The sequence below is a fragment of the Comamonas sp. 17RB genome (genome assembly GCF_030056555.1).
GTDB classification, from domain to species: domain Bacteria; phylum Pseudomonadota; class Gammaproteobacteria; order Burkholderiales; family Burkholderiaceae_C; genus Comamonas; species Comamonas terrigena.
Genome location: NZ_JASHHY010000008.1, coordinates 301,763 through 327,031, shown reverse-complemented (window position 1 = coordinate 327,031; position 25,269 = coordinate 301,763). Strand labels below are relative to the sequence as shown.

At 68.0% G+C, this 25,269-nt stretch carries 24 protein-coding genes; 11 read left to right on the top strand and 13 right to left on the bottom strand.

Annotated features, from left to right (window positions below; all coding sequences use genetic code 11):
• Window positions 1-453, top strand: a 453-nt coding sequence (locus QM470_RS16265) for an ABC transporter substrate-binding protein (protein ID WP_283339968.1), incomplete at its 5' end; no start/stop codon positions are given.
• A 281-nt stretch (window positions 454-734) separates the two neighbouring features.
• Here the strand turns inward: QM470_RS16265 and QM470_RS16260 are convergent.
• The 6 genes from QM470_RS16260 to badH all read right to left on the bottom strand — a co-directional run bounded on the left by QM470_RS16260 (window position 735) and on the right by badH (window position 7,072).
• Window positions 735-1,508 (bottom strand): SDR family oxidoreductase, encoded by a 774-nt coding sequence (locus QM470_RS16260; RefSeq protein WP_066538686.1) that lies wholly within the window; start codon window positions 1,506-1,508, stop codon window positions 735-737.
• A gap of 142 nt (window positions 1,509-1,650) precedes the next feature.
• Complete coding sequence (locus QM470_RS16255; RefSeq protein ID WP_280012646.1) at window positions 1,651-2,454, bottom strand: IclR family transcriptional regulator; 804 nt, start codon at window positions 2,452-2,454, stop codon at window positions 1,651-1,653.
• Window positions 2,455-2,595: 141 nt separating this feature from the next.
• On the bottom strand, window positions 2,596-4,248 hold the full coding sequence (gene aliA / locus QM470_RS16250; RefSeq protein WP_283339967.1) for a cyclohexanecarboxylate-CoA ligase: 1,653 nt from the start codon (window positions 4,246-4,248) through the stop codon (window positions 2,596-2,598).
• An 84-nt stretch (window positions 4,249-4,332) separates the two neighbouring features.
• A complete protein-coding gene (gene aliB / locus QM470_RS16245) occupies window positions 4,333-5,484 on the bottom strand; it encodes a cyclohexanecarboxyl-CoA dehydrogenase (protein ID WP_280012643.1) in 1,152 nt (383 codons plus the stop codon).
• 21 nt (window positions 5,485-5,505) lie between these two features.
• A complete protein-coding gene (badI, locus tag QM470_RS16240; RefSeq protein WP_066538694.1) occupies window positions 5,506-6,288 on the bottom strand; it encodes a 2-ketocyclohexanecarboxyl-CoA hydrolase in 783 nt (260 codons plus the stop codon).
• A gap of 16 nt (window positions 6,289-6,304) precedes the next feature.
• On the bottom strand, window positions 6,305-7,072 hold the full coding sequence (gene badH / locus QM470_RS16235) for a 2-hydroxycyclohexanecarboxyl-CoA dehydrogenase (protein WP_280012642.1): 768 nt from the start codon (window positions 7,070-7,072) through the stop codon (window positions 6,305-6,307).
• A 127-nt stretch (window positions 7,073-7,199) separates the two neighbouring features.
• Between badH and QM470_RS16230 the strand changes: the two genes are divergently transcribed.
• Window positions 7,200-7,724 carry a MarR family winged helix-turn-helix transcriptional regulator gene (locus QM470_RS16230; protein WP_283339964.1) on the top strand — a complete coding sequence of 175 codons (525 nt, stop codon included), beginning with the start codon at window positions 7,200-7,202 and terminating at the stop codon, window positions 7,722-7,724.
• A gap of 69 nt (window positions 7,725-7,793) precedes the next feature.
• Here QM470_RS16230 and QM470_RS16225 read toward each other — a convergent pair whose 3' ends face one another.
• A complete protein-coding gene (locus tag QM470_RS16225; RefSeq protein WP_066538910.1) occupies window positions 7,794-8,567 on the bottom strand; it encodes a ferredoxin--NADP reductase in 774 nt (257 codons plus the stop codon).
• A gap of 267 nt (window positions 8,568-8,834) precedes the next feature.
• Here QM470_RS16225 and QM470_RS16220 point away from each other — a divergent pair, with 267 nt between their 5' ends.
• From QM470_RS16220 to QM470_RS16205, 4 genes are all read left to right on the top strand, one after another.
• Window positions 8,835-10,028: an ABC transporter substrate-binding protein gene (locus QM470_RS16220; protein ID WP_280012692.1), complete on the top strand. Its 1,194-nt coding sequence runs from the start codon at window positions 8,835-8,837 to the stop codon at window positions 10,026-10,028.
• A gap of 107 nt (window positions 10,029-10,135) precedes the next feature.
• Window positions 10,136-12,043 (top strand): ABC transporter permease, encoded by a 1,908-nt coding sequence (locus QM470_RS16215; protein ID WP_283339963.1) that lies wholly within the window; start codon window positions 10,136-10,138, stop codon window positions 12,041-12,043.
• A complete protein-coding gene (locus QM470_RS16210) occupies window positions 12,040-12,801 on the top strand; it encodes an ABC transporter ATP-binding protein (RefSeq protein WP_283339962.1) in 762 nt (253 codons plus the stop codon). The genes QM470_RS16215 and QM470_RS16210 overlap by 4 nt, the downstream gene beginning before the upstream one ends.
• Before the next feature lie 5 nt (window positions 12,802-12,806).
• Entirely contained in the window at window positions 12,807-13,583 is a 777-nt protein-coding gene (locus QM470_RS16205; protein WP_283339977.1) for an ABC transporter ATP-binding protein, read from the top strand.
• Here QM470_RS16205 and QM470_RS16200 read toward each other — a convergent pair.
• Window positions 13,580-14,518, bottom strand: coding sequence for a LysR family transcriptional regulator (locus QM470_RS16200; protein ID WP_283339961.1), 939 nt, complete (start codon window positions 14,516-14,518; stop codon window positions 13,580-13,582). The two genes, QM470_RS16205 and QM470_RS16200, sit on opposite strands and share 4 nt — an antisense overlap.
• Window positions 14,519-14,621: 103 nt before the next feature.
• On the opposite strand from QM470_RS16200, the gene QM470_RS16195 reads away from it, so the two are divergent.
• Entirely contained in the window at window positions 14,622-15,407 is a 786-nt protein-coding gene (locus QM470_RS16195; RefSeq protein WP_283339959.1) for an SDR family NAD(P)-dependent oxidoreductase, read from the top strand.
• A gap of 46 nt (window positions 15,408-15,453) precedes the next feature.
• Here the strand turns inward: QM470_RS16195 and QM470_RS16190 are convergent, their stop codons facing one another.
• From QM470_RS16190 to QM470_RS16175, 4 genes are all read right to left on the bottom strand, one after another.
• Entirely contained in the window at window positions 15,454-16,086 is a 633-nt protein-coding gene (locus QM470_RS16190) for a YiiX/YebB-like N1pC/P60 family cysteine hydrolase (protein WP_283339958.1), read from the bottom strand.
• Window positions 16,083-16,466: a DUF4878 domain-containing protein gene (locus QM470_RS16185; protein WP_227657845.1), complete on the bottom strand. Its 384-nt coding sequence runs from the start codon at window positions 16,464-16,466 to the stop codon at window positions 16,083-16,085. The genes QM470_RS16190 and QM470_RS16185 overlap by 4 nt, the downstream gene beginning before the upstream one ends.
• 228 nt (window positions 16,467-16,694) lie before the next feature.
• Window positions 16,695-17,765 (bottom strand): NAD(P)H-dependent flavin oxidoreductase, encoded by a 1,071-nt coding sequence (locus tag QM470_RS16180; protein WP_283339957.1) that lies wholly within the window; start codon window positions 17,763-17,765, stop codon window positions 16,695-16,697.
• 35 nt (window positions 17,766-17,800) lie between these two features.
• Window positions 17,801-19,075, bottom strand: coding sequence for a YbfB/YjiJ family MFS transporter (locus QM470_RS16175; protein ID WP_283339956.1), 1,275 nt, complete (start codon window positions 19,073-19,075; stop codon window positions 17,801-17,803).
• A gap of 51 nt (window positions 19,076-19,126) precedes the next feature.
• On the opposite strand from QM470_RS16175, the gene QM470_RS16170 reads away from it, so the two are divergent.
• A complete protein-coding gene (locus QM470_RS16170; RefSeq protein WP_283339955.1) occupies window positions 19,127-20,062 on the top strand; it encodes a LysR substrate-binding domain-containing protein in 936 nt (311 codons plus the stop codon).
• A gap of 153 nt (window positions 20,063-20,215) precedes the next feature.
• On the opposite strand, the gene QM470_RS16165 is transcribed toward QM470_RS16170, so the two are convergent.
• Window positions 20,216-21,748 carry a YifB family Mg chelatase-like AAA ATPase gene (locus QM470_RS16165; protein ID WP_283339954.1) on the bottom strand — a complete coding sequence of 511 codons (1,533 nt, stop codon included), beginning with the start codon at window positions 21,746-21,748 and terminating at the stop codon, window positions 20,216-20,218.
• 267 nt (window positions 21,749-22,015) lie between these two features.
• On the opposite strand from QM470_RS16165, the gene QM470_RS16160 reads away from it, so the two are divergent.
• From QM470_RS16160 to glcE, 3 genes are all read left to right on the top strand, one after another.
• Window positions 22,016-22,354 carry a P-II family nitrogen regulator gene (locus tag QM470_RS16160; RefSeq protein ID WP_066538759.1) on the top strand — a complete coding sequence of 113 codons (339 nt, stop codon included), beginning with the start codon at window positions 22,016-22,018 and terminating at the stop codon, window positions 22,352-22,354.
• A 26-nt stretch (window positions 22,355-22,380) separates the two neighbouring features.
• Complete coding sequence (locus QM470_RS16155) at window positions 22,381-23,745, top strand: ammonium transporter (RefSeq protein WP_272970584.1); 1,365 nt, start codon at window positions 22,381-22,383, stop codon at window positions 23,743-23,745.
• Window positions 23,746-24,118: 373 nt separating this feature from the next.
• A complete protein-coding gene (gene glcE, locus QM470_RS16150) occupies window positions 24,119-25,246 on the top strand; it encodes a glycolate oxidase subunit GlcE (RefSeq protein ID WP_283339953.1) in 1,128 nt (375 codons plus the stop codon).
• Window positions 25,247-25,269 lie beyond the last annotated feature (23 nt).

Sequence of the window (25,269 nt, the reverse complement as noted above, 5' to 3'; positions counted from 1 at the left end):
GCCCTGGTGGTCAAGCAGGCGCGCGAGCTGGGTTTCAAGGGCGGCTTCATCATCATGGACCAGGCCAAGCTGGATGAAATGTCCCGCGTGGTCGGCGGCTATGCCACGCTGGAAGGCGCCATCGGCGTGATGCCGGTGTCCGAAGATACCAAGCCGGCCAACCAGGCCTTCGTCAAGCGCTTTGGCCAGATGTTCCCGGGCCGCGTGCCGGGCTCGGAAGCGCAGTGGAACTACACCGCCGTGCACGCCACGGCCAAGGCCATGCAGCTGGCCGGCACCTACAGCGATGCCAAGGCCATCCACGCCAAGCTCAACGATGCCTACAAGGCACTGGCCCCCGATGTGAACCCCGGTGGCGTGATGGGCGTGGACGACAAGGGCGGCACCCTGACCACGGAACGCGGCGCGGCAGTGAAGGACGGCAAGATCGAAGCCGTTTCCACCGTCAAGTAAACCGCACGCCGCAGCGGTACCGCCAGCCGGTCTGCGGACCGGCGGGGACCGTTTTCTGCGGCACCCGTGCCATCGAAAAAACGCACCTTCTGGTGCGTTTTTTCGTCCCTCGTGGACGGGGAAATGCAGCGCCCTGATGGGGTCGCGGCGATGGCGCCCCTGTCGCTAGGATGGCGGAAGCCAGGGTGTCTATGTGCACCCATGAAAACAACAACAGCTCCCGGTAGGAGCTGCTGCAAAGGAGCGGTGCAAACGCCTGCGAGGAACAGGCGCTGCGCGGATCAGAACAGGCTGGCGCCGCCGTCGATCACCAGGGCCTGGCCCGTCATATGGCGCGAGGCGTCGGAGGCCAGATAGGCCACGGCACCCTTCAGGTCCTCTTCGTTGCCGATGCGGCGCAGCGGCGCGCGCGCGATGATGGCGTCGCCGATCTTGTCGATCAGGCCGTTGGCCAGCTTGCTGGGGAAGAAGCCCGGGCAGATCGAATTGACGCGGATGCCATAGGGTCCCCACTCCGATGCCAGCACCTTGGCCAGGTGCACGGCCGCGGCCTTGGAGGTGTTGTAGGCCACGGTGTTCATGCCGGGCGGCGTGCCCTTGAAGGCGGCGACCGAGGCGGTGATGATCACATTGCCGCGGCCCTTGGGAATCATCACGCGCTTGCCCACTTCGCGGGTCAGAAAGAATGGTGCGTTGACGTTCAGGTTCATCACCTTGTGCCAGGCTTCGTCGGGATAGTCTTCGGCCTTGGCACCCCAGGTGGCACCGGCATTGTTGACCAGAATGTCGATGTCCTTGCAGCGTGCCAGCACGTCGTCCACCAGACCGGGAATGCTGTCGAATTTCTGCAGATCGTTGGTGAAGGTTTCCACCTCGTAGCCCAGGCCCTGCAGATGCGCCTTGGCCTCGGCCAGCTCATCGGCCTTGCGGGCGGTGATGGCCAGTCTGGCCCCCATCTCGCCCAGGGCTTCGGCCATCTGCAGGCCCAGGCCGCGCGAGCCGCCGGTGATCAGGGCGGTCTTGCCCGTCAGGTCAAACAATGCTTTCACGCTCATGGACTGTCTCCTTCTAGGAATGGGGAAAAGGCGTTGAAATTCACGGCACATGCTAGGGCGTGCGCCGGTGCGGCGCTGTCCTCTAGGTAACTGTGCGTCCTGCGCGGGACAGGCAGCGACGGACGGGAGAAAGAAGGGCGCCTCAAGCCTTGTAGATGGCCTGCTGCAGACGGCGCACCATGCGCTCCAGTTCGGGCTTGGCGCGCTGCATCAGGAACTCGGGCGAGACCAGCCGCGTGGGCCCGCCGCAGCTGATGACCATCAGCGGCAGCCCGCGCCCGGGCGAGAACGCCAGCGCGATGGCGTTGACATGCTGCAGCCAGTCGCCGAAGGAGCAGGTCAGCCAGGGCTGGGCACGTTCCTTGGCGGCAGGCCACAGCGGTGCCTGGGCCTGCGCCGCTGCCCACTGCTCGGGGGCGTGGGCCTGCAGATAGTCCAGCGCTTCCTGCCGGTCGGCAGCCGAGCACGCGGCCAGCCAGGCCCGTCCCATGGCGGTGGTGGCCAGCGGAATGCGCGAGCCCATGTCCAGATCCGAGACGATGGGCTGCGGGCAGGGGCAGTGCTCGATGTAGAGCATGTTGTGCCGGTCGCGCGTGCCCAGTGCGATTTCGGCCTGGGCAAAGTCGGCCAGGCGCTGCATCAGCGGCCGTGCAATCTGGCGCACGTCCAGCCCGGTCAGCATGGCGCTGCCCAGGGCCAGCGTGGCCGTGCCCAGCCGGTACTTGCCGGCATCGGGCACATGGATCAGGTAGCCCAGCATGGTGAGCGTGCGCGTGAGGCGCGACACCGTGGATTTGGGCAGGCCGCAGCGCTGCGCGATCTCCTGGTTGCCCAGCAGCTTTTCGCCGGAGCGAAAGCAGGACAGCACTTCCAGCCCGCGCGCCAGCGCCGTCACAAAGTGGCGATCGTCTTCCGGCGCGGTGGTGGACAGCTGGGGGGCGGGCATGGCGCCACCTTAGGGCAAGCCGGTCGGCGGCGCTGTCACGTGGGTGCAGAGGGTTCTGGGCCTGCGCGGCCAGGGACAGCGCAGGCGCGCCGCGTCCGCCCCCTTTCCATGCGGGGCCACCGGACGCGGGGGATGCCGTGGCTAGGCGGAAGGGGAGAGCAGGGCGACCAGCTGCTCGCGCAGGCGGAATTTCTGGATCTTTCCGGAGGGCGTGGCCGGCATGGCGGGCAGCACCTCTAGCCGTTCGGGGATGTACTGCGTGGTCAGCTGCTGGGCCTTGAAATACGCCACCATGTCGTCAAAGCCCAGCTGCTGTCCGGGGCGGGTGACCACAAAGGCGCAGGCCCGCTCGCCCAGGCGTTCATCGGGAAAGCCCACCACCGCGGCCTGCAGCACCGCAGGGTGCTTGTAGAGCAGGGTCTCCACTTCCAGCACGGGAATGTTTTCGCCACCGCGGATGATCACATCCTTGCTGCGGCCGGTGATGCGCAGATAGCCCTGGGCATCGATACGGGCCTGGTCGCCGGTGTCGAACCAGTCCTCGGCATCGGTGCCGTTCAGATGCGGGCGCTTCAGGTAGCCGCCAAAGTTGGAGCAGGCGCGCAGCCACAGCTGGCCGGTGGTCCCGGCGGGCAGGCTGCGGCCGTCAATGTCCACCACCTTGATTTCCACGCCCGGCAGCGGCAGGCCGTCGGTGTGCACGGCACGTTCGTCGGCATCCTCCGGGCGGATCAGGGTGACGGCGCCATTCTCGGTCATGCCCCAGGCCGACACGATCTTGGCCCCCAGGGCGTTGCGCGCCTGTTCGACCAGCGGGCCGGGAATGGGTGCGCCGGCGCACAGAAAGGTCTTCAGCGTGGGCACGGGCTGGCCCGACTCTGCCACCACGCGCGCAAGGTCGCTGAGGAAGGGGGTGGACGCCATGGTGAAGCTCACCCCCTCGTCGCGGATGATCTGCGCTGCCTTGGCGGGATCCCACAGGTCCTGCAGCACCACGCGGGCACCCAGCATGACGGGCATCATCAGTCCGTACATGAAGCCGGTCTGGTGGGCCATGGGCGAGGCCATCAGCACCACATCCTCGGCGTCCAGATGCAGGCGTTCGGCATAGGCCCAGATGTTGGCGCTGACGGTGTTGGCGGTGTGCATCACGCCCTTGGGCTCACCGGTGGTGCCGGAGGTGTACATCAGTTGCGTCACATCGTCGGCCGTGGGGCGTGTGGCGTGCAGGATGGCGGCGGCGTCGCTGGCGTCCTCCCAGGCCGGTTCGGTCAGCGCCGCTTCGAACGATTCGGCACCGGTGCCGCCCACCACCAGCAGGTGCTGCAGCTGCGGCAGTTCCGGGCGCAGCTGGCGCAGCATGGCGGCATGGTCAAAGTTGCGAAAGCGCTGCGGCACCACCATGACCTTGGCCTCGCCATGCTGGAGCATGAAGCGCAGCTCCCGTTTCCGGAAGATGGGCATCAGCGGGTTCAGTACCGCCCCGATGCGCGCACAGGCCAGGTACAGCAGCGTGAACTGCCACCAGTTCGGCAGCTGGCAGGCCACCACATCGTTGCGGCGCACACCCAGGCGGTGCAAACCCACGGCCATGCGGTCGGCCATGCGCGCCAGCTCCGCGTAGGTAAAGCGGCGCACCGCGTCGTCTTCTGTGCGCCAGGCGGTCAGGGCCAGCTGCTGGGGGCGCTCGCGCACGGCCTGGTCCAGTGCGTCGTTGATGGTCTGGTCGCGCCAGTGCCCGGCTTGCAGGTTGCGGGCGCGGCGGTGGGGGATCAGGACGGCGTCAAATTCCATGGAAGCTCTCCACAGGCAAAGGGGATGGCGCGAGAACGGGGCGTGGTGCTGCGCGCCAGGGGGGAAGCTGGGTGCGCGCTGCCGTCAGATCGGCACCGCCTGGCGTCCGGCACGCGTGCGCGCAATGATGGTCTTCATGATCTGGGCGGTGCCGTCACCAATCTGGAAGCCCAGCACATCGCGCAGGCGCTGCTCCATCAGCCCGCGGTCGTAGCCGCCATGCCCATGGGTCAGCAGGCACTGGTGGATGGCGTCATAGGCCAGCTTCGGGGCCCACCATTTGCACATCGCGGCCTCGGCGCTGTGCGGCAGATGGCGGTCCTTGAGCCACAGCGCCTGCAGGCACAGCAGCCGCGCGGCGGTGACCTGGGTGTCGAAATCCGCCAGCGGGTGGCTGACACCCTGGAACGCCGTCAGCGGTGCGCCAAAGGCCTCGCGCTGTGCGGCATAGGCCCAGCTTTCGTCCAGCGCCGTGCGGGCCACGGACAGCACCTGCAGACCGATCAGCGCGCGGGAAAAGTCAAAGCCCTGCATCACCTGCACAAAGCCCTTGTTTTCCGCCCCCAGCCGGTGGTCGACGGGGACGCGCACGTTCTCGAAGAACAGCGAACCCCGGCCGATGGCACGCTGGCCATGGCAGTCGAAGCGGTTGCGGGTGATGCCGGGCAGGTCCATGGGGACCAGCAGCGCGGTCACGCCATGGGCGCCGGACTCCACCGTGCCCGTGCGCCCGAACACCACGGCAATGTCGCACTGGTCGGCGGCCGAGATCGATGTCTTCTCGCCATTCAGCAGATAGTGGTCGCCCTGGCGTTCCACCCGCAGGCGCAGGCTGGCGGCGTCCGATCCGCCGCGCGGCTCGGTCAGCGCAATCGCACACAGGGCTTCGCCGGCGATCAGCTTGTCCAGCCAGGGCTGCACCACGCTGCGCTCGCCGTGCTGGGACAGGATCTGTCCATTCAGCGAGGCCAGCAGATTGATGTAGCTGAGGGACAGATCCGCCGCCGCAATCGCTTCGTGGATCACGCCGGCCGCCAGGCAGCCCATGCCCTGGCCGCCCACGGCTTCGGGCAGCTCGGGGGCGATGAAGCCCATCTGCCCCATCTCGCGCATCAGCGCACGGTCCAGCACGCGGGTCTGGTCCCGCTCCTGGAAACCCGGAGCCACACGGCCCTGGGCAAAGCGCTGGGCATGCTCGGCCAGCGTCAGCAGGTCATCGTCCAGATAGGGGTTCATGGCCATTCCTTGGAGTGCGGGCTACTTCGCGTATTTGCGGAAATCGGGCTGGCGCTTGTCCTTCAGGGCGTTCACCCCTTCGCGCGACTCTTCGGTGTCGTAGTACAGCTTCAGCGCATACATGCCCATGCCGGCAATGCCCGCCTGGTGGGCCGTGTCCATGTTGAAGCTGCGCTTGGCAATGGCAATGGCCGTGGGGCTGCGCTGGCAGATGGTCTCGGCCCACTCCTGCACCGTGGCATCCAGCTGGTCGTGCGGCACGCAGATATTGGCCAGCCCCATGTCCACGGCCTCCTGGCCGGAATAGCGCTTGTTCAGGTACCAGATCTCGCGTGCCTTCTTCTCGCCCACCACGCGGGCCAGAAAGGCCGTGCCGTAGCCGGGGTCGACCGAGCCCATCTTGGGCCCCACCTGGCCCAGGATGGCCTTGTCGGACACGATGGTCAGATCGCAGATGGTGGCCAGCACATTGCCGCCTCCGATGGCATAGCCCTGCACGCGGGCAATCACCGGCTTGGGTACATCGCGGATGGCGGTGTGCAGCTCTTCCATCGGCAGGCCGATGGTGCCGCGCCCGTCGTAGTTGCCGTTGTGGGCCGACTGGTCGCCACCGGTGCAGAAGGCCTTGTCGCCCGCACCGGCCAGTACGATGCAGCCCACGTCGCGGTCATAGCCCGCCTTGTTCAGCGCCCGGATGATCTCGTCGCAGGTCTGGCCGCGAAACGCGTTCATCTTGTCGGGGCGGTTGATGGTGATCCAGGCGACACCGTTCCGGATCTCGTAGAGGATGTCTTCGAATTGCATAGCAGTCTCCCTGGCCTCAGCCGTTCATGGTCAATCCGCCGGACACGCTGAGCACCTGGCCGGTAATGAAGCCCGCGTCATCGCTGGCAAAGAAAGCAATCGCCGCAGCCAGGTCCTGGGGCTGGCCCAGGCGTCCCAGCGGAATGGCCTTGGTGAAGGCCTCGCGCAGCTTCTCCGGGTTGGGTGCGGCTTCGGTCACCCCGGCTAGCAAGGCGGTGTCGGTGGGGCCGGGGCAGACCACGTTCACGGTGATGCCGTGGCGGGCATGCTCGCGTGCCAGGGTCTTGGAAAAAGCCACCAGCCCGCCCTTGCAGGCGGCGTAGACGGCTTCGCCCGAAGAGCCGACACGGGCCGCATCGGAGGCCACGTTGACAATGCGGCCGCCGCGCCGCGCCACCATGTCCGGCAGCACGCTGTGGTGCATGTGCAGTGCCCCCACCAGGTTGATGGCAATCAGCCGCTCCCATTCGTCCGGGGCGGTCTGTGCAAAGGGCTTGAAGACATCCCAGCCGGCGTTGTTGACCAGCACATCCACCGGCCCGAACGCGGTGTGCACGGCCTGGACGGCGGCATCCACCTCGCTGCGGCGGGTGATGTCTGCCGCCACGGCCAGTGCCTTGCCCCCTGCGGCGGTAATGCGCTGCGCCGTGGCCTGGGCCGCCGCCAGGTCGCGGTCCAGCACGGCGACCTGGGCGCCTTCCTGCGCCAGGCGCTCGCATGTTGCGTTGCCGATGCCGCCCCCGCCCCCGGTGACAATGATGGTCTTGCCTGCCAAACCTTGCATAAAGCCTCCTGAGCTGCTTGCCGTGGCCGATGCATTTCGGCCACTTGATGGCGATTAGGTAAACATATTGTCTTATTATTGGGCGGCGTATGCGCGCTTGGCAACCCAGGAGTGAAGGAGAATTCCCATGGATAACCCGAACAAAATATCGCAAGAAGCCGAGATGGAACTGGCGAATCGCATCTTCTTCCGCTTGTATCAATGTGCAAATATGTTGCATAAAACCGGCAGCCGTGCGGTGGAGCAGCAGGGCCTGACCACCCAGCAATGGGCGGTGCTGGGCGCGCTGTCGCGGCCGGATGCCAAGGCGGGCATGGGGGTGGGGGAGCTGGCGCGCTATCTGATGGTCAGCCGCCAGAACCTGTCCGGCCTGGTGGGGCGCATGGAGCGCGACGGGCATGTGGAGTTGGCGGCCGATCCACAGGACCGGCGTGCGCGCCTGATCCGCATGACGGACCGGGGCCAGCATGTCTGGCAGCAGGAGGCGCAGGAACACATCCGCCGCTACTACGGCCAGGCGCTGGCGGACTTCTCGGTGGGGGACATGGCCCACCTGCTGCACTATCTGCTCAAGCTGCTGGGCAATATGCAGACCATTGACGCAGCCCATGGCGGCGACGATGCGGCCGCGCCGCAGGACGCAGCCGCATAAAAAAGGCCTGCACACGGCAGGCCTGGGGGGAGCCGAATGCGGCTCCGGGCTCGGCGCAGGGCGCGGAGCTTACTTTTCCACGAAGGCGCGTTCGATCACGAAGTCGCCCGGCGTGGTGGTGTTGCCTTCCTTGAAGCCGCGCTCTTCCAGCATCTCCTTGAGCTCGGCCAGCATGGCGGGGCTGCCGCACAGCATGATGCGGTCGGTTTCCGGGTTCAGTGCGGGCAGGCCCAGGTTCTGCGGGAAGGTGCCGGCATTGATCTGGTCCGAAATACGGCCCTGGTTGCGGAAGGGCTCGCGCGTGACCGTGGGGTAGTAGTGCAGCTTGCCCTGGACGATGTCGCCCAGGAATTCGTGCTCGGGCAGTTCCTTCTCGAACAGCTCCTGGTAGGCCAGCTCTTCCACCTGGCGCACGCCGTGCACCACGACCACGTTGTCGAAACGCTCATAGGTCTCGGGGTCGCGGGCCACGGCCAGCCAGGGTGCCAGGCCGGTGCCGGTGCCAATCAGGTACAGGTTCTTGCCGGGCAGCAGGTAGTCGATCAGCAGCGTGCCCGTGGGCTTCTTGCCGACGATGATGGTGTCGCCCACCTGGATGTTCTGCAGCTTCGAGGTCAGCGGGCCGTCCGGCACCTTGATGGACAGGAACTCCAGGTGTTCCTCGTAGTTCGGGCTGGCGATGGAATAGGCACGCAGCAGGGGCTTGCCGTTCACCTTCAGGCCGATCATCGTGAAATGGCCGTTGGAGAAACGCAGCGCGGTATCCCGCGTCGTGGTGAAGGAGAAAAGGCGGTCGGTCCAGTGGTGAACGGACAACACGCGTTCTTCGAGAAAAGCACTCATGATGGCAAAGATGGGTGGTGTCTGAAAAAGCGATGCCTGGGCGCTGCAGGGCAGCGAACAGACGCCGGGCCAGCGGGCGGTGGCGGAAAGCTTCGGGGGCTGGCGCATCGCAATGCGTGGCGTGGAGGCTTTGTGGCGGCCGGGCAGACCATCGGGTTAACGCGATATTGTCCGGCAAATGCTGGCAAAAGGGTACAGTTCGAGGCCTTGTCTTGATATGGATGCGTAATAAGGAGAATGACGATGTCCACATCCTATGGGTCGTGTATGCGCTGGAGCCTGCCGTTGCTGACCCTGGCCGCCGCACCAGCCTGGGCACAGGCGGTGCTCAAGATCGGTGAAATCAATAGCTACAAAGCCATGCCAGCCTTCCTGGAACCCTATAAAAAGGGGATGGATCTGGCGGTGGAGCAGATCAATGCCTCGGGCGGCCTGCTGGGCAAGAAGGTGCAGCTGGTCATCCGCGACGACAACGGCAATCCCGGTGATGCCGTGCGCGCGGCCGAAGAGCTCTACACCCGCGAGAAGGTCGATGTGCTCACCGGCAGCTTTCTGTCGCATGTGGGCATGGCGCTGACCGACTACGCAGGCCAGAAGAAGCGTTTCTTCCTGGCATCCGAGACGCTGACCGACAAGGTGGTCTGGGAAAACGGCAACCGCTACACCTACCGCCTGCGCGGCTCCACCTACATGCAGACCGCCATGCTGGTGAAGGAAGCCGTCAAGCTGAAGAAAAAGCGCTGGGCCATCGTCTACCCCAACTACGAATACGGCCAGTCGGCAGTCGCCACCTTCAAGAAGCTGATGAAGGAAGCCCAGCCGGACATCGAATTCGTCGCGGAACAGGCCCCCGCCCTGGGCAAGATCGACGCCGGCTCGGTGGTCCAGGCCCTGGCCGACGCCAAGCCCGATGCCATCTTCAACGTGCTGTTCTCGGTGGACCTGGGCAAGTTCGTGCGCGAAGGCAATACCCGCGGCCTGTTCAAGGACCGTTCCGTGGTGGGCCTGCTCTCGGGCGAGCCCGAATACCTGGACGCACTGCGCCAGGAAGCCCCCGAGGGCTGGATCGTCACCGGCTACCCCTGGTACGGCATCCAGACCCCCGAACACCAGGCCTTCCTGAAGGCCTATGAGGCCAAGTTCAAGGACTATCCGCGCCTGGGCACCATCGTGGGCTACAACGCCATCCAGTCGCTGGCCGCCGGCATCAAGAAGGCCAACAGCACCGACACCGAAAAGCTGATCGCCGCCTTCAAGGGGCTGCCGGTGAACACTCCCTGGGGCACCATCACCTACCGGGCCCAGGACAACCAGTCCACCATGGGCGCGTTCGTGGGCAAGACCACCTACAGCCAGAAGATGCAGCGCGGCATCATGACCGACTTCTACTACGCCGACGGCAAGGACTACCAGCCTTCGGATGAAGCGGTCAAGAAGCTCCGCCCCGCCAGCGCGCAATAATTGCGTCTTTGGCTGACAGCCACCTTGGCGACCAGTGCGCATGCTGGCCCGCCCGGGTGGCTTTTTCACACCCGCAGGAAAGATATGTTGCGAACGAGGAGCTCGGCATGAGCGCATCCGGCCTGCTGGCCCAGTTGCTGAACGGGCTGGCCAGCGCATCGTCGCTGTTTCTGGTGTCGGTGGGGCTGTCGCTGATCTTCGGCGTCACCCGCACCATCAATTTCGCCCACGGATCGTTCTTCATGCTGGGGGCCTTCATGGCATTCAGCAGCGTCGAGCACCTGGCGCCGCACATCGGCTTCTGGCCGGCGCTGCTGCTGGCACCGCTGGCCTGCGGCCTGCTGGGCGCGCTCACCGAGATGCTGCTGCTGCGCCGCATCTACCAGGCGCCCGAGCTGTTCCAGCTGCTGGCCACGTTCGCGCTGGTGCTGGTCATCAAGGATGCCGTGCTGTGGCTGTGGGGGCCGGAAGAGCTGTTCGGGCCGCGCGCGGCGGGCTTCGAAGGCTCGGTGGAAATCCTGGGTCGCCAGTTCCCTGCCTATGACCTGCTGCTGATTGCCGTCGGCCCGCTGGTGCTGCTGGGCCTGACCCTGCTGCTGGCCAAAACCCGCTTCGGCATCCTGGTGCGGGCGGCCACGCAGGACCGGGAAATGGTGGGCGCCCTGGGCGTGAACCAGGCCTGGCTGTTCACGGCGGTGTTTGCCCTGGGCACCTTGCTGGCGGGCCTGGGCGGTGCGCTGCAGCTGCCGCGTGAGCCGGCCAGCCTGGAGATGGACATGCTGACCATCGGCGCGGCCTTCGTGGTGGTGGTGGTGGGCGGCATGGGCAGCATTCCCGGCGCCTTCATTGCCGCGCTGTTGGTGGCCGAACTCAAGGCCATCTGCATCTGGCTGGGCGTGCAGGAGATTGGCGGCGTGGAGGTGTCGTTCTCCAAGCTCACGCTGGTGGTCGAATTCCTGGTGATGGCCGTGGTGCTGGTCTGGCGCCCCTGGGGCCTGCTGGGCAAGCCCCAGGCCCTGGCCCGCAGCGGCGGGGAACCCGAACAGCCGCTGCGGGCCCCTGGCCGTGGAGCATCGGCCGCGTGGCTGGGCCTGGTCGCCGCCCTGGTGCTGTTTCCACTGGCCGCCGGGGACGCCGGCAGCTATGCCACGGTGCTGCTGACCGACATCTTCATCGCGGCCCTGCTGGCGGCCAGCCTGCACTTCATCGTGGGCCCGGGCGGCATGCATTCCTTCGGCCATGCGGCCTATTTCGGCCTGGGCGCCTACGGTGCGGCGCTGCTGGTGCGCCAGCTGGATCTGCCCATGACGGCCGCACTGCTGCTGGGCCCGCTGGTGGCAGCCGGCGGGGCGCTGCTCTACGGCTGGTTCTGCGTGCGGTTGTCGGGCGTGTACCTGACCATGCTGACGCTGGCGTTCGCACAGATCAGCTGGGCTATCGTCTTTCAGTGGGACCGCTTCACCGGCGGCAGCAACGGCCTCACGGGCGTGTGGCCGCCGGAATGGGCCTCGCAGGGGGCGGCCTTCTACTGGCTGGCGCTGGCGGTGTGCGCGGCCGGCCTGTATCTGCTGCGGCGCATGCTGTTTGCCCCGCTGGGCTATGCGCTGCGGGCCGCGCGCGATTCCGCGCTGCGCGCGGACGCCATCGGCATCGACGTGCGCCGCGTGCAGTGGACCGCGTTCGTCATTGCCGGGCTGCTGGCCGGCCTGGCCGGTGCGCTGTTTGCGTTCAGCAAGGGCGGCGTGGCGCCGGATGCCATGTCGGTCACCAAATCCGTCGACGCGCTGGTGATGGTGCTGCTGGGCGGCGTGCAGACGCTGGCCGGCCCCGTGGTCGGGGCTGCCGCCTTCACCTGGCTGCACGACACCGTGGCGCGCAACACCGAGTACTGGCGTGCGCTGCTGGGCGGCATCATGCTGCTGCTGGTGCTGCTGTTTCCGCAGGGCCTGTCGGGTTTTGTGCAGATGCTGTGGGCGCGGCTGGTGCCGCGCAAGGCCCAGGGAGCTGCCGCATGAACCTGCTGCAAGTCACGAATCTGAGCAAGGCCTTCGGGGGCGTGCAGGCGGTGCAGAACGTGTCGCTGGCGCTGCAGGCCGGCGAGCTGCTGGCGCTGATCGGCCCCAACGGTGCGGGCAAGAGCACCACCTTCAACATGGTGGGCGGCCAGTTGGCGCCCGACAGCGGCCAGGTGTGGCTCAACGGCCAGGACATCACCGGTCTGCCGCCGCGCGCCGTGTGGCGCCGGGGCGTGGGTCGCACCTTCCAGGTGGCCCAGACCTTTGCCACGCTGACGGTGGCCGAGAACGTGCAGATGGCGCTGCTGTCGGCCGACCGCCGCATCTTCCACTGGTGGCTCCGCGCCACCGCCCACCGCCGCAGCGATGCACTGGCGCTGCTGGCGCAGGTGGGCATGGATGCCCAGGCCGACCGCCCCTGCAGCGAACTGGCCTATGGCGATGTGAAACGGGTGGAGCTGGCCATGGCGCTGGCCCACAACCCCCTGCTGCTGCTGATGGACGAGCCCACCGCCGGCATGGCGCCCGGCGAGCGCGTGGCGCTAATGCAGCTCACGCGCCAGATCGCCCGGCAGCGGCGCATGGGCGTGCTGTTCACCGAGCACAGCATGGACGTGGTGTTCGGCCAGGCCGACCGCGTGGCCGTGCTGGTGCGCGGCCAGCTGCTGGCCGAAGGCACGCCGCAGGCCATCCGGGCGGATGCCCGGGTGCAGCAAGCCTATCTGGGGACCGGACTGGTGCTGGAGAAACAGAAATGAGCGCGATGGACAGCGGTTCGGCCGCAACCCCGGGGGCGGGGAGGACAGACCCCTCTGCCCCGCTGTTGCTGCAGGTGGACGGCCTGCACGCCTGGTATGGCGCAGCCCACATCCTGCACGGCGTGGGCCTGAGCGTGGGGCGCGGGGAAGTGGTGGCCTTGATGGGGCGCAACGGTGCGGGCAAATCCACCACGCTCAAAAGCATTGCCGCCCTGGTGCCGCGCCGCGAAGGAAAAGTTCTTTTCAGGGGCGAGACCATCGCGCACCAGGCATCGCACCAGATCGCCCAGCGCGGCCTGGGCTATGTGCCGGAAGACCGGCGCATCTTCACCGAGCTGACGGTGCGCGAGAACCTGGAAGTCGGTCGCCAGAAGCCGCGTTCCTGGCCCGACGGCACGGCCGTGCCGCACTGGACACCTGAAAAGCTTTTTGCACTGTTCCCGAACCTGGGTGAAATGCCCGATCGCCTGGGCGGCCGCATGAGCGGGGGTGAACAGCAGATGCTGTCGGTCGCGCGCACGCTGATGGGCCAGCCCTGTCTGGTGCTGCTGGACGAGCCATCCGAAGGCGTGGCGCCGCTGATCGTCGAGCAGATGGCGCGCACCATCCTGGAGCTCAAGGCCCAGGGCATCGGCATCTTGCTGAGCGAGCAGAACCTGCCGTTTGCCGAAGTGGTGGCCGACCGGGCCTATGTGCTGGAAAAAGGCCAGATCGTGCACCACAGCTCCATGGCGGCCCTGGCCGGGGATGCGGCGGTGCGCCAGCAGTATCTGGGCGTCTAGTCCGCAGGCCGGTCCGGTGCTTGGCCCGTGTCGGCGGCCAGGTGTGCGGCCACCACGGCGGCCAGCCAGTCCATGACCACCCGGACCCGGCGCGGCAGGTGGCGGCGCGTGGCATACATCAGGGTCAGGGCCATGGGCGGGGCCTGGTGGTAGGGCAGCACCTCCAGCAGTTCGCCCCGTGCCAGCAGGTCTTCCACCCCCAGGCGGGGCACCTGGATGATGCCCAGTCCGGCCCGGCAGGCCGACACATAGGCCTCGGCATTGTTCACGGTGACCGCCCCCGCCATGGGGCGCTGCACCAGACGGCCGTCGACCACGGCTTCGAACCCCGCAGAGGCGGCGCCCAGGGTGTTGACGAAGTGCACCAGCCGGTGGCGGTCCAGTTCGTGCAGGTGCCTGGGCCGGCCGTAGCGCTGCACATAGGCCGGGCTCACGCAGTTGGCCAGGCGGGCCATGCCCAGGGGGCGGGCCACCAGGCTCTGGTCGACCACGGCACCGCTGCGCAGCACGCAGTCGAAGCCTTCGCGCACCACGTCCACACGCCGCTCGGTGCTGCTCAGTTCCACGTTCAGGCCGGGGTGCTGGTCCAGCAGGGCCGGCAACTGCGGCACGACCACGTTGCGCGCCATGCCCGTGGACATGTCGATGCGCACCCGGCCCTGCAGGCCGCCGCGGTCGGCATGCTGGAACATGGACTGCAGCTCGTCCACATCGGCTAGCAGGTCCTTGCAGCGCTCGTAATAGGCCTGGCCGTCCTGGGTGAGCTGCACACGCCGCGTCGTGCGGTGCAGCAGCCGTGTGCCCAGCTCGGCCTCGAGCTGCTGCACCGCCGTGGAGGTGCTGGCCTTGGGCAGGCCCAGGGTGGCAGCGGCCTGGGTGAAGCTCGCCAGCTCGGCCACCCGGGTGAAGATGTGCATGCGTTCCAGAGAATTCATTGTTCGCCAGATTTGAACGATCTGATCAATTTTGCGTGATTTATTAAAGCGGGGCGATTCAATAAAGTCCAGCCATCGACCTTCCCTTTTGCAGGAGCCTGAGATGAGCGCCTTGACAGCATTGACCACCACGACCCCCCCCATTGCACTGATCACCGGCGGCAGCCGTGGACTGGGCCGCAATGCCGCCCTGCAGGTGGCGCGTTCGGGCACCGACGTGATCCTGACCTACCGCAGCCAGACCGCCGAAGCCCAGGCCGTGGTCGCGGACATCGAGGCCCTGGGCCGCCGCGCCGTGGCCCTGCCGCTGGATGTGTCCGACAGCCGCAACTTTGCCGCCTTTGCGCTGCAGGTGCAGGCCGCGCTGGCGGCGCACTGGCAGCGCGAACGTTTCGATTTCCTGGTGAACAACGCCGGCGTCGGCATCCACGCCAGCTTCATGGAGACGACGGAGGAGCAGTTCGACGAGTTGGTCAACATCCACCTCAAGGGCACGTTCTTCCTGTCCCAGAAGCTGCTGCCGCTGATGAACGACGGGGGGCGCATCCTCAATGTGTCCACCGGGCTGGCGCGTTTCGCCCTGCCGGGCTACGCCGCCTATGCGGCCATGAAGGGCGGCATCGAGGTGCTGAGCCGCTACATGGCCAAGGAGCTGGGCGCACGCGGGATTGCCGTCAATGTGGTGGCGCCGGGCGCCATCGAGACCGACTTCGGCGGCGGCGCCGTGCGGGACAACGCCCAGCTCAACGCCATGGTCGCCAGCCAGACTGCCCTGGGCCGTGTGGGCCAGCCCGACGACATCGGCGGCGTCATTGCGGCCCTGCTGCAGCCGGGCTGCGGCTGGATCAATGCCCAGCGCATCGAGGCCTCGGGCGGCATGTTCCTCTGAACTGCGGCGCCCATGGCGGCAGACGCTGTGCGGTGCAGCGTCGCCGCTATGGCGCCGGCACCACCGGCAGCACGGGGGTCAGCGCCTGCAACTGGGGCGCGCGCCGCAGCCCGTCGGGCAGCAGGTAGCGGCCGCTGAGCAAGGGCAGCATGACCTCGGTGAAGGTGGCCTCCAGCGCCACACCGCCATGGTGCCAGGCCTGCCAGACCAGGGTGGTGCAGTACAGGCCGCGCTCGGCATCCAGCAGATCGAAGGCCCGACCCTGCTGGCCCAGTGCCCAGTCCACGGCCTGCTGGCGGGCCGTGGCGCTGGCGGCCACGCGGTACAGCTGGTAGCTGCGGGCGCGCTGCGGGTGCAGGTAGAAGTCCAGTGTGTCCAGCACCACGGCATCGGGCTGGCCCGGTTTTTCGGATGGCGTGGCATGGACCACCCGCCAGGGCCCGGAGGGCGAGGCGGGGGCCACCAGCAGTCCGACATGGCTGAAATCGCCCGCATCCACGCTGCGCACCAGCTGGCTGATGGCTTCGGTGCCGTGGCGGAACAGCAGATCACCGGCCTGCGCCTGCGCCGGAAGCGCAGGCAGGATCGGCTGCAGCGGTGCCGCCCCGCCCAGGCTGCAGGCTGCCAGTCCCATGCCGGCGACCAGCAGCAGGGCGGCGCAGTGCCGCCATGGCCTCACAGCAGGACTTTCCAGACGCCGTCTTCCTGGAACACATTCATGCGCTCGCGGCGGGTGTTGCCATCGCCATAGCGCACCAATACCCGGAGCTTGGTGAACTGCCCGTCTTCGGAGGGCACGCGTTCCACGATTTCCACCTGTTGCAAGCCGCCTTTGGAATCGATCTTGGCCTTGGCACCAGCCAGCATGCGGCGCAGCTTGTCTTCAAAGCCGGCCAGCGCTTCCTTGGAGATGTTGCGGGCCCCGACCAGGGGGATGCAGCGGTCGAAATCACCGTCCGCCACCAGCCGGTAGAAGCGCTGGATCAGCGCATCCTGGCTTTCGGCCTCAGTGGGCGCGGTGGCGCAAGCGGCCAGGTTCAGTGCAGAAAAAACAGCCACGCCGGCCAACAGGCAGCGGCGGCGGGAAACCGGAACAGACACGGACACAGGCAAACACTTCACAAAATGACACAGAACGCCCGAGTGTAGTGGCGCACTGCAGGGGCGCGGGCCAACGGTCTGCCCGCCGCCATGGTGCGCTGCCGTGCAGGGCCGAGCCCGGGCCGCCACGCCGCTGCATTGGTGCAGCGGTGCGGGCCTGTGGGTGGGCCGGACGGTGGGGAGGGCTCAGGCCTGGCGTGCCTGGGCCAGCTCCTGTGCCAGGGTCTGCACCAGCGTGGCCGCAGGCAGGGCCCGGGCCAGCGGGGCGCCCTGGCCGGCCCAGTGGGCCGCATAGTCGCTGTGGCCCTGGGCGCTGGCGGCCTGGTGCAGTGCCTTGCCGGCGTCGTACACCATGGGGTAGCCGGGCAGATCGCCGGCGTAGTCGGCGCCCAGCAGGTGCAGGCGGTTGGCCATGCCGCGCGCCGGGCGGCCGGAGATGGCGGCGGTGATGGCCGTGTGGTGGGCCCGTTCGCTCTGCAGCTCGGTCCGGTAGGCGGGGCTGGCGGCCGATTCGGGGCACAGGATGAAGGCCGTGCCCATCTGCACGGCGCAGGCGCCCAGCTCCAGCGCGGCAGCGATGCCGCTGCCGTCCATGATGCCGCCGGCCGCCACCACGGGCAGCCTGCAGTGGGCGGCCAGCACGCGGGTCAGGGCGAACGTGCCCATCAGCCGGTCCTGCTCCGGCACAAAGGCGCCGCGGTGGCCGCCGGCTTCCATGCCCTGGGCCACCAGCACGTCCACGCCGGCCTGCTCGATCTGGCAGGCCTCGTCCAGCGTGGTGGCGCAGGCCAGGGTGGTGATGCCGGCGGCGCGCAGCGCGGCGATGAAAGCCGGCTCCGGCAGGCCGAAATGAAAGCTCACCACGGCGGGCTTTTGCGCCAACAGCATGGACTGCAGCGGCGCGTTGCCCACGGCGGTGGCGTAGATGCTGCGCAGCTGGCTGGGCGGCTGCGCGCCAAAGCGGGCAAATTCCGGTGCCAGATAGCGGATCCAGGCGGCTTCACGCTCCGCATCGGCCGCCGCCTGCTGGTGGCAGAACAGGTTGACGTTGACCGGCCGCTGCGTCAGCGCCTGGGTCTGGGCAATGTGCTGCTGGGCCTGGTCCACGCTGTAGGCACCAATGCCCACCGAGCCCAGCGCGCCGGCCTCGCTGACGGCGGCGGCCAGCTGCGGGGTGGAGGTGCCGGCCATGGGTGCCTGGATGAGGGGGTGCTGCAGGCCCAGGCGGGCCATCCAGTCGGGGAGGGTGGGGGTCATAGCCAATCCTTGTGATCCAAAAAAACAAAGTGCACTCAGGCCGCCACCGGGACCGGGCGGGCCCACCGGCTGGCCACCACCATCACCGTGCCGGCCAGCAGCACGGCGCTGCCAATGGCAAACAGCGGCTGGTAGACACCGGTGGCTGCATACATCCAGGCCATGAAGTAGCCGGACACGGCCTGCATCAGTGCAAATGCGGCCGTGGCATAGCCCCACATCTTCTTGTGTTGCAGCGGGCCGATGAGTTGCATCAGGTAACCGGAGGTGATGGCCGCCATGCCCGGCGACAGCGCGCCCACCAGGAACGCCGACGTGGCATGGCCGGCAAAGCTGGCCCACACCAGCGGCAGCGCAATCGCCGCTGCTTTGATGGCGTAGGCGCTGGTGGTGGTGCCCCACCAGCCCCAGCGGCTGGCGCAGAACGCGGCCGCCAGCGGCCCGGCGATGGCGCCCAGACCAAAGAATGCCCATTGGGTGGACGCATAGGTCGCACCCAGGTGCAGCTCGCGCGCCAGGTAGTCCACCCAGAACACCGTGTGGGGGACAAAGCCGAAGGCATCACAGGTGTAGGCCAGCATCACCAGCAGCACCGGCACCGTCCACAGCGGTGCGCTGCGCAGGGGGACGCCCGCCTGGGGCGACAGCGCCTGCGGAGCCGGCGCCGGCAGCCGCCGGGCCTGGTGCCAGCCTGCCCAGCCTGCCAGCGCGCTCACCGCCGCCAGCGCCCACCACACCAGGGACAGGCTGGTTGCGGCCAGGGCCGGCACCAGGGTGGCCGACAGCAGTGCGCCGCAGCCGATGCCGCAGAACATCAGCGGCCCCAGTGCCGCACGGCGCTGCACCGGGGTGGCCGCCATGGCCACCGACGGGCCCAGCACCATCAGCACCGCACCGGCAATCCCGGACACCAGCCGCCAGACAAAGAACAGCGCCATCGGCTGGGCCTGGCCGCAGGCGGCAAAGCTGAACGCCACGGCCAGCCAGCAGGCCACCAGCACGCGCAGCGTGCCAAAGCGCTCTGCCAGCGGCGCGGCGGCCAGCGCGCCCACCAGATAGCCCAGCAGATTGGCCGCACCCAGGTAGGCCACCTGTTCGCCGCTGAACCAGCTGGCGTGCACCATCTGCGGCATCAGCGCCGTATAGGCAAAACGGGCCAGGCCCACGCCGCTGAGCGTGGCGGCAAAGCCGGTGAAAAACAAAGGCAGTTCGTGGCGGTGGATCACGCGGGCGCTTTCAGGGAGAGAAGCCGGCACCGCGTGCCGGCCAGGAGCCAGTGGTGCAGAGCGTACGGGGACTGGGGTCATCATGTCCAATGATTCAAAATGATGGCCTGCATCTTTTTTTCAGATGGGATCGCCATGCAACTCAAATCCCTGCGCATGTTCGAAGCCGTGTGCGAATCCGGTAGCTTCGGTGCGGCCGCCCAACTGCTGCACACCGTGCAGTCCAATGTGACGGCGCACATCAAGAAGCTGGAAGACGAGGCCGGCGCCCAGCTGCTGGAACGCAGTGCCCCTGTGCACCCCACGCCCGCCGGGCGGCTGCTGCGCCGCTATGCCCAGCAGATGCTGCAGGCGCACGACGAGGCCCTGGCCCTGCTGCAGGGCCGCCAGGCGGCACCCGGGGCGCTGCGCATCGGCAGCATGGAAACCACGGCCGCGCTGCGCCTGCCGCCGCTGCTGGCGCAGCTGCACCAGCGGCACCCGGGCATGGCCCTGGAACTGCGCACCGGCCCCACGGCCAGCCAGCTGGCCGAGTTGCTGGCCGGGCAGATCGATTGCGCCTTCGTGGCCGGCCTGCCGCCGCAGGCGCGCTTGACCGGCTGGCCGGTGTTCCGCGAGACCCTGGTGCTGGTCAGCGTGGCACCGCTGGCGGCCTTCCCCACGCCGGAGCAGCTGGGCAGCACCCCTTTCCTGGCCTTCCGCCAGGGCTGCAGCTACCGCCAGCGCATCGAGCTGCTGCTGGCCAGCCAGGGCATCACCGCCGTGCAGATCATGGAGCTGGGCACGCTGGATGCCATCCTGGGCTGTGTGGCCGCCGGCATGGGCTACGCCCTGTTGCCCCAGGCCCTGATCGCCGCCCAGCAGCAGCGCTTCGGGGTGCACTGGTGCCCGCTGCCGCCGGCACTGGCCGGGATTGCCCAGGTGGACACCTGCTTTGTCACCGGGCCGCAGGCCAGCTGGTCGCCGGCACTGCGGGCGATGGCGCAGCTGCTGCAGGAGGTGGTGGAGCCGGTGGTGGGGGCGAAGGAGGCGGTGGTGGCCGCGCCCGTGGCCGAACCCCTGTGGGCCTAGTGCGGCGCCAGCGGGAGAGCTGAAGCAGCGGGTTCTGCCGCCAAATGGCGCTCTTTGACCGTTCATCGGCCCGCAGTGGGAGGCAATCCGCCGCACCGGCAGGCCGTGTGGGCGCACTCTGCGGCGTCGTTGCACCAAACTGGTGCGAAAGGCTCAGGGGTGCGGCCGGACGATGGCGCGCCGGTACTGCAGGGCTTCGGCCACATGGGCGGCCTGGATGCCCGGGCTGCCGGCCAGGTCGGCGATGGTGCGTGCCACCTTGAGCGCGCGGTGGGTGGCGCGCGCCGACCAGCCCAGGCGTTCGGCGGCTTTGCGGGCCAGTGCCTGGGCGGCGTCGTCCAGCTGCAGGTGCTGCTGCAGCGTGGCGGCTTCCAGCCACTGGTTGGCGTGGCCCTGGCGCTGCAGCGCCAGGTGGCGGGCCTGGACCACGCGGGCTTGTACCTGGGCGCTGGACTCGGCGGGCGCAGCGGCGCTGCCGGGTTCGCTGCGCTGCAGCAGCTCGGCCGGCGCCAGGGCCGGGACTTCCACCTGCAGGTCGATGCGATCCAGCAGCGGGCCGCTGAGCTTGGCGTGGTAGCGCGCCACCTGATCAGGCGTGCAGCGGCAGCGGGGGCTGCCCTGGAGGCCGCAGGGGCAGGGGTTCATGGCGGCCACCAGCTGGAAGCGGGCGGGAAAGTCCGCCTGCTGTGCGGCGCGGGCGATCTGGATGCGCCCGGTCTCCAGCGGCTCGCGCAGCGCCTCCAGCGCCGGCCGGGCGAACTCCGGAAACTCGTCCAGAAACAGCACCCCATGGTGGGCGCGGGAGATGGCGCCGGGCCGAGGGGGTGACCCGCCCCCCACCAGCGCCACGGCGCTGGCCGTATGGTGGGGGGCGGCAATCTGGCGCTGGCCCCAGGTGCCGGCGTCAAACGGGCCGGCCAGGCTGGCCATGGCCGCCGCTTCCAGGGCCTCCAGCGCGGTCAGCGGCGGCAGCAGGCCGGCAAAGCGCTGGGCCAGCATGGATTTGCCACTGCCCGGGGGCCCCACCAGCAGCACGCCGTGGCCGCCGGCGGCGGCAATCTCCAGCGCGCGCTTGGCACTGGCCTGGCCCTGCACATCGGCCAGGTCGGGCCCGTCCGGGGCCGCAGCAGGCGCAATGGCCTCGGCCAGCGGCAGGCCCTCGGTGGCCCGGGGCTGCAGGGCCCGCACCACTTCGAGCAGATGGGCGGCGCCATAGACCGTGGTGCCCGGCACCAGCGCGGCTTCCCGGGCACTGTCCTGGGGCAGCACCAAAGGCGTGCCCTCGCCGTGCAGCTGCATGGCCAGGGCGGTGGCCAGTGCCCCGCGCACCGGGCGCAGCGCCCCGGACAGCGACAGTTCGCCCGCAAATTCATAGCGCGCCAGCTGCGCCGGGTCGATCTGTCCGCTGGCCGCCAGGATGCCCAGGGCAATGGGCAGGTCGAAGCGGCCGGAATCCTTGGGCAGATCGGCCGGCGCCAGGTTGACGGTGATGCGCTTGCTGTGCGGGAACTCCAGCCCGGCGTTCAGGATGGCGCTGCGCACGCGTTCTCGGGCCTCTTTCACCTCGGTATCGGCCAGGCCCACCAGGGTCAGGCAGGGCAGGCCGTTGGCCAGATGCACTTCCACCTCGATCGGCTGGGCGTGCATGCCCACCAGTGCGCGGCTGCGCACGCTTGCAAGGCCCATGGCGTGTTCTCCCCAGACGAGTGCGTGGCGGAAATCGGGATATGTGGTGGCTGCACTGCTTTGGTGCATAGACGGGGTGATCGACCGCGTCCCCCTCGGTAACACTGTAGTGGGCCTCGGCCCTCGCTTGGGAGAACTGTGGCTGGCACGCTCCATGCTTTGTGACAGTCGGTACGCATCGAACAGACAGACGGCATGGCCGCCCCGCAGCCAGCCACCGAGTTACAACTCCGGGCGCCGAAGCACCCGATTCAGGAGGACGCAATCATGAAAATGGTCTCAGCCATCATCAAACCCTTCAAGCTGGACGAGGTGCGCGAAGCCCTCTCGCAAATCGGCGTGCAGGGCATCACCGTGACCGAGGTGAAGGGCTTTGGCCGCCAGAAGGGCCACACCGAGCTGTACCGCGGCGCCGAGTACGTGGTCGACTTCCTGCCCAAGGTGAAGCTGGAAGCCGCCGTGGACGACGCGGTGCTGGAGCAGGCGCTCGAAGCCATCGAATCCGCAGCCCGCACCGGCAAGATCGGTGACGGCAAGATCTTCGTCTATGACCTGGAACAGGTGGTGCGCATCCGCACCGGCGAAACCGGTAAAGAAGCCCTTTGATATCCACCCTTCAGCGAGAGACAGTCATGAAAAAAACGCTCCCTGCACTTTCACTGGGCCTGGGTCTGCTGACCGCAGCCGCCGGTGCACTGGCCCAAGAAGCCGCTCCTGCCGTGGCCGCTGTGGCCGAGGCCGCCGCCCCGGCTGCAGCCGCTGCTGCCGAAGCCGCTCCCACCCTCAGCGCCGGTGATACCGCCTGGATGCTGACCTCCACCATGCTGGTGATCCTGATGACCATCCCCGGCCTGGCCCTGTTCTACGGCGGCCTGGTGCGCTCCAAGAACATGTTGTCCGTGCTGGCGCAGGTGTTCGTGATCTTCTCGGCCATCACCGTGCTGTGGGCCATCTACGGCTTCTCGCTGACATTCGGCGGTGAAGGCACGTTCTTCGGCGGCTTCGACAAGCTGTTCCTGGCCGGCATCACGCCGGACACGCTGTCCAGCGCGCTGAAGACCATCCCTGAATACGTGTTCGTGGCCTTCCAGTCCACCTTCGCCGCCATCACCGTGTCGCTGATCGTGGGTGCCTTCGCCGAACGCATCAAGTTCGCGGCAGTGATGCTGTTCTCCATCCTGTGGTTCACCTTCAGCTACATCCCCATGGCCCACATGGTCTGGGGCGGTGGTCTGCTGGCTGCGGACGGCGCACTGGACTTCGCCGGCGGCACCGTGGTGCACATCAACGCCGCTATCGCCGGCCTGGTGGGTTCCTACATGGTGGGCAAGCGCATCGGTTTCGGCCGTGAAGCCCTGCCTCCACACAGCCTGACGCTGACCATGGTCGGTGCCTCCCTGCTGTGGGTGGGCTGGTTCGGTTTCAACGCCGGCTCTGCAGGCGCCGCCAACGGCATCGCCGGTCTGGCCTTCATCAACACCATCCTGGCCACCGGCGCTGCCGCCGTGTCCTGGATCGTGGCCGAAGCGCTGCACAAGGGCAAGGCTTCCATGCTGGGCGCTGCCTCGGGTGCGGTGGCCGGTCTGGTGACCATCACCCCCGCTGCTGGTTTCGTGGGCCCCATGGGTTCCATCGTGATGGGTCTGATCGCCGGCCCTCTGTGCCTGTGGGGTGTGTCCGGTCTGAAGCGCATGCTCAAGGCCGATGACACCTGCGATGTGTTCGGTGTCCACGGCGTGGGCGGTATCCTGGGTGCCATCCTGACCGGTGTGTTCTGCGCTTCCAGCCTGGGTGGCGTGGAGCCCGAAGGCTTCAACATGGCCCACCAAGTGTGGGTGCAGTTCAAGAGCGTGGTCGTGACCCTGGTGTGGTCCGGTGTGGTGGCAGCGATCGCCTTCGCGATCTGCAAGGTCACGGTCGGTCTGCGTGTCTCGGAAGAAGCCGAGCGCGAAGGTCTGGACATCACCAGCCACGGCGAGTCCGCCTACCAGCGCTGAGCCGCTGGTTCCCGATCGGGCACGGGGTGCCCGCCGCCCGGTCGGTGTTCCCATTGCGAGTGACGTGACGATTCATAGCCCGCCCCTGGCGGGCTTTTTTTATGGCTGCGGCGTCCGGACGGGCGGAGGTGCGGGGCCGTGCAAGGCGGATTTCATCCGTATGCTGCGATTTCAGGAGCGGCTCCAGATGCAACGGCGTGATTTTGGGATGACTTGGCGGTCAGGGTTCAATCCACGTAAACGCCGCCAGCTATCCAAGATGTAGCGCCAGCGGTTGCCATGCCATCGGCCAGCACGCTTCACGCCGGCTGTTCAAAAAAATCACAAGGCCGGCATGCACGCGCCAGGGGGGCTGCCGCTACCATCGCTGCCCATGGAACCAGCACTGAGCCAGATCATCGAGCGCGTGCGCGCCGCCAGCCAAGCCGCTACCCCGCAAGCCCTGCGCATCCAGGGTGGGGGCAGCAAGGATTTCCTCGGCCTTGAACTGCGTGGCGAGGCGCTGGACGTGCGCCCGCTGCACGGCATCGTCGAATACGAACCCAGCGAACTGGTGGTGACAGTGCGTGCCGGCACGCCGCTGGCAGCGCTGGAGCAGGTGCTGGCAGAACGCGGCCAGGCCCTGGCCTTCGAGCCGCCGCACTTTGCCCGCGAGGGCCGCGAGGCCACGGTGGGCGGCATGGTGGCGGCAGGGCTGTCCGGCCCGGCCCGTGCCAGCGTGGGCGCGGTGCGCGACTATGTGCTGGGCATCGAAATCCTGAATGGCAAGGCCGAGCTGCTGCGCTTTGGCGGCCAGGTCATGAAGAATGTGGCGGGCTACGACGTGTCCCGCCTGATGGCCGGAAGCTGGGGCACGCTGGGCGTGATCACCGAAGTCAGCCTGAAAGTGCTGCCGGTGGCACCTGCCGAGGCCACGCTGCGCTTTGACGGCATCACCCAGGCCGATGCCCTGAAACAGCTGAACACCTGGGGCGGCCAGCCCCTGCCGTTGAATGCCAGCTGCTGGCTGCAGGACGGGGGCACGGGCACGCTGTACGTCCGCCTGCGCGGCGCCACGGCGGCGGTGGATGCGGCCTGCCGCAGCATGGGCGGCACCCGCCTGGACGCCGCCAGCACGGCAGCCGACTGGGCAGCCTGCCGCGAGTTGCAACTGCCCTGGTTCACCGCGCGTGCGGCCGACCACTGCTTGTGGCGCCTGTCCGTGCCGCAGACTGCGCCCGAGCTGGCGCTGCCGGCCGGCACGGCCGCACCGCTGGTCGAATGGCATGGCGGGCTGCGCTGGGTGCAGGCCCCGCGCAGCGCGGGCGCCGCGCTGAAAGCCGCCGCCCGTGCGGTGGGCGGCGATGCGCTGTTGTTCAGCGCGGAAGCTGCGCAGCCCCTCAGCGGTGAACCGCTGTTCGATCCCCAGAATGCGGCGGTGCAGCGCATCCAACAGCAACTGAAGACCGCCTTCGATCCGGCCGGCATCTTCAACCCCGGACGCACCAGCGCTGCGCTCTGACGCTGTGCCCTGACAAGAATTAC

Excerpts from the sequence above, each read along its gene's own strand:
- QM470_RS16260 (WP_066538686.1), bottom strand. The coding sequence starts at position 1,508 with ATGAGCGTGAAAGCATTGTTTGACCTGACGGGCAAGACCGCCCTGATC.
- QM470_RS16255 (WP_280012646.1), bottom strand. The coding sequence starts at position 2,454 with ATGCCCGCCCCCCAGCTGTCCACCACCGCGCCGGAAGACGATCGCCAC.
- aliA (WP_283339967.1), bottom strand. The coding sequence starts at position 4,248 with ATGGAATTTGACGCCGTCCTGATCCCCCACCGCCGCGCCCGCAACCTG.
- aliB (WP_280012643.1), bottom strand. The coding sequence starts at position 5,484 with ATGAACCCCTATCTGGACGATGACCTGCTGACGCTGGCCGAGCATGCC.
- badI (WP_066538694.1), bottom strand. The coding sequence starts at position 6,288 with ATGCAATTCGAAGACATCCTCTACGAGATCCGGAACGGTGTCGCCTGG.
- badH (WP_280012642.1), bottom strand. The coding sequence starts at position 7,072 with ATGCAAGGTTTGGCAGGCAAGACCATCATTGTCACCGGGGGCGGGGGC.
- QM470_RS16230 (WP_283339964.1), top strand. The coding sequence starts at position 7,200 with ATGGATAACCCGAACAAAATATCGCAAGAAGCCGAGATGGAACTGGCG.
- QM470_RS16225 (WP_066538910.1), bottom strand. The coding sequence starts at position 8,567 with ATGAGTGCTTTTCTCGAAGAACGCGTGTTGTCCGTTCACCACTGGACC.
- QM470_RS16220 (WP_280012692.1), top strand. The coding sequence starts at position 8,835 with ATGCGCTGGAGCCTGCCGTTGCTGACCCTGGCCGCCGCACCAGCCTGG.
- QM470_RS16215 (WP_283339963.1), top strand. The coding sequence starts at position 10,136 with ATGAGCGCATCCGGCCTGCTGGCCCAGTTGCTGAACGGGCTGGCCAGC.
- QM470_RS16210 (WP_283339962.1), top strand. The coding sequence starts at position 12,040 with ATGAACCTGCTGCAAGTCACGAATCTGAGCAAGGCCTTCGGGGGCGTG.
- QM470_RS16205 (WP_283339977.1), top strand. The coding sequence starts at position 12,807 with ATGGACAGCGGTTCGGCCGCAACCCCGGGGGCGGGGAGGACAGACCCC.
- QM470_RS16200 (WP_283339961.1), bottom strand. The coding sequence starts at position 14,518 with ATGAATTCTCTGGAACGCATGCACATCTTCACCCGGGTGGCCGAGCTG.
- QM470_RS16195 (WP_283339959.1), top strand. The coding sequence starts at position 14,622 with ATGAGCGCCTTGACAGCATTGACCACCACGACCCCCCCCATTGCACTG.
- QM470_RS16180 (WP_283339957.1), bottom strand. The coding sequence starts at position 17,765 with ATGACCCCCACCCTCCCCGACTGGATGGCCCGCCTGGGCCTGCAGCAC.
- QM470_RS16175 (WP_283339956.1), bottom strand. The coding sequence starts at position 19,075 with ATGATGACCCCAGTCCCCGTACGCTCTGCACCACTGGCTCCTGGCCGG.
- QM470_RS16170 (WP_283339955.1), top strand. The coding sequence starts at position 19,127 with ATGCAACTCAAATCCCTGCGCATGTTCGAAGCCGTGTGCGAATCCGGT.
- QM470_RS16165 (WP_283339954.1), bottom strand. The coding sequence starts at position 21,748 with ATGGGCCTTGCAAGCGTGCGCAGCCGCGCACTGGTGGGCATGCACGCC.
- QM470_RS16160 (WP_066538759.1), top strand. The coding sequence starts at position 22,016 with ATGAAAATGGTCTCAGCCATCATCAAACCCTTCAAGCTGGACGAGGTG.
- QM470_RS16155 (WP_272970584.1), top strand. The coding sequence starts at position 22,381 with ATGAAAAAAACGCTCCCTGCACTTTCACTGGGCCTGGGTCTGCTGACC.
- glcE (WP_283339953.1), top strand. The coding sequence starts at position 24,119 with ATGGAACCAGCACTGAGCCAGATCATCGAGCGCGTGCGCGCCGCCAGC.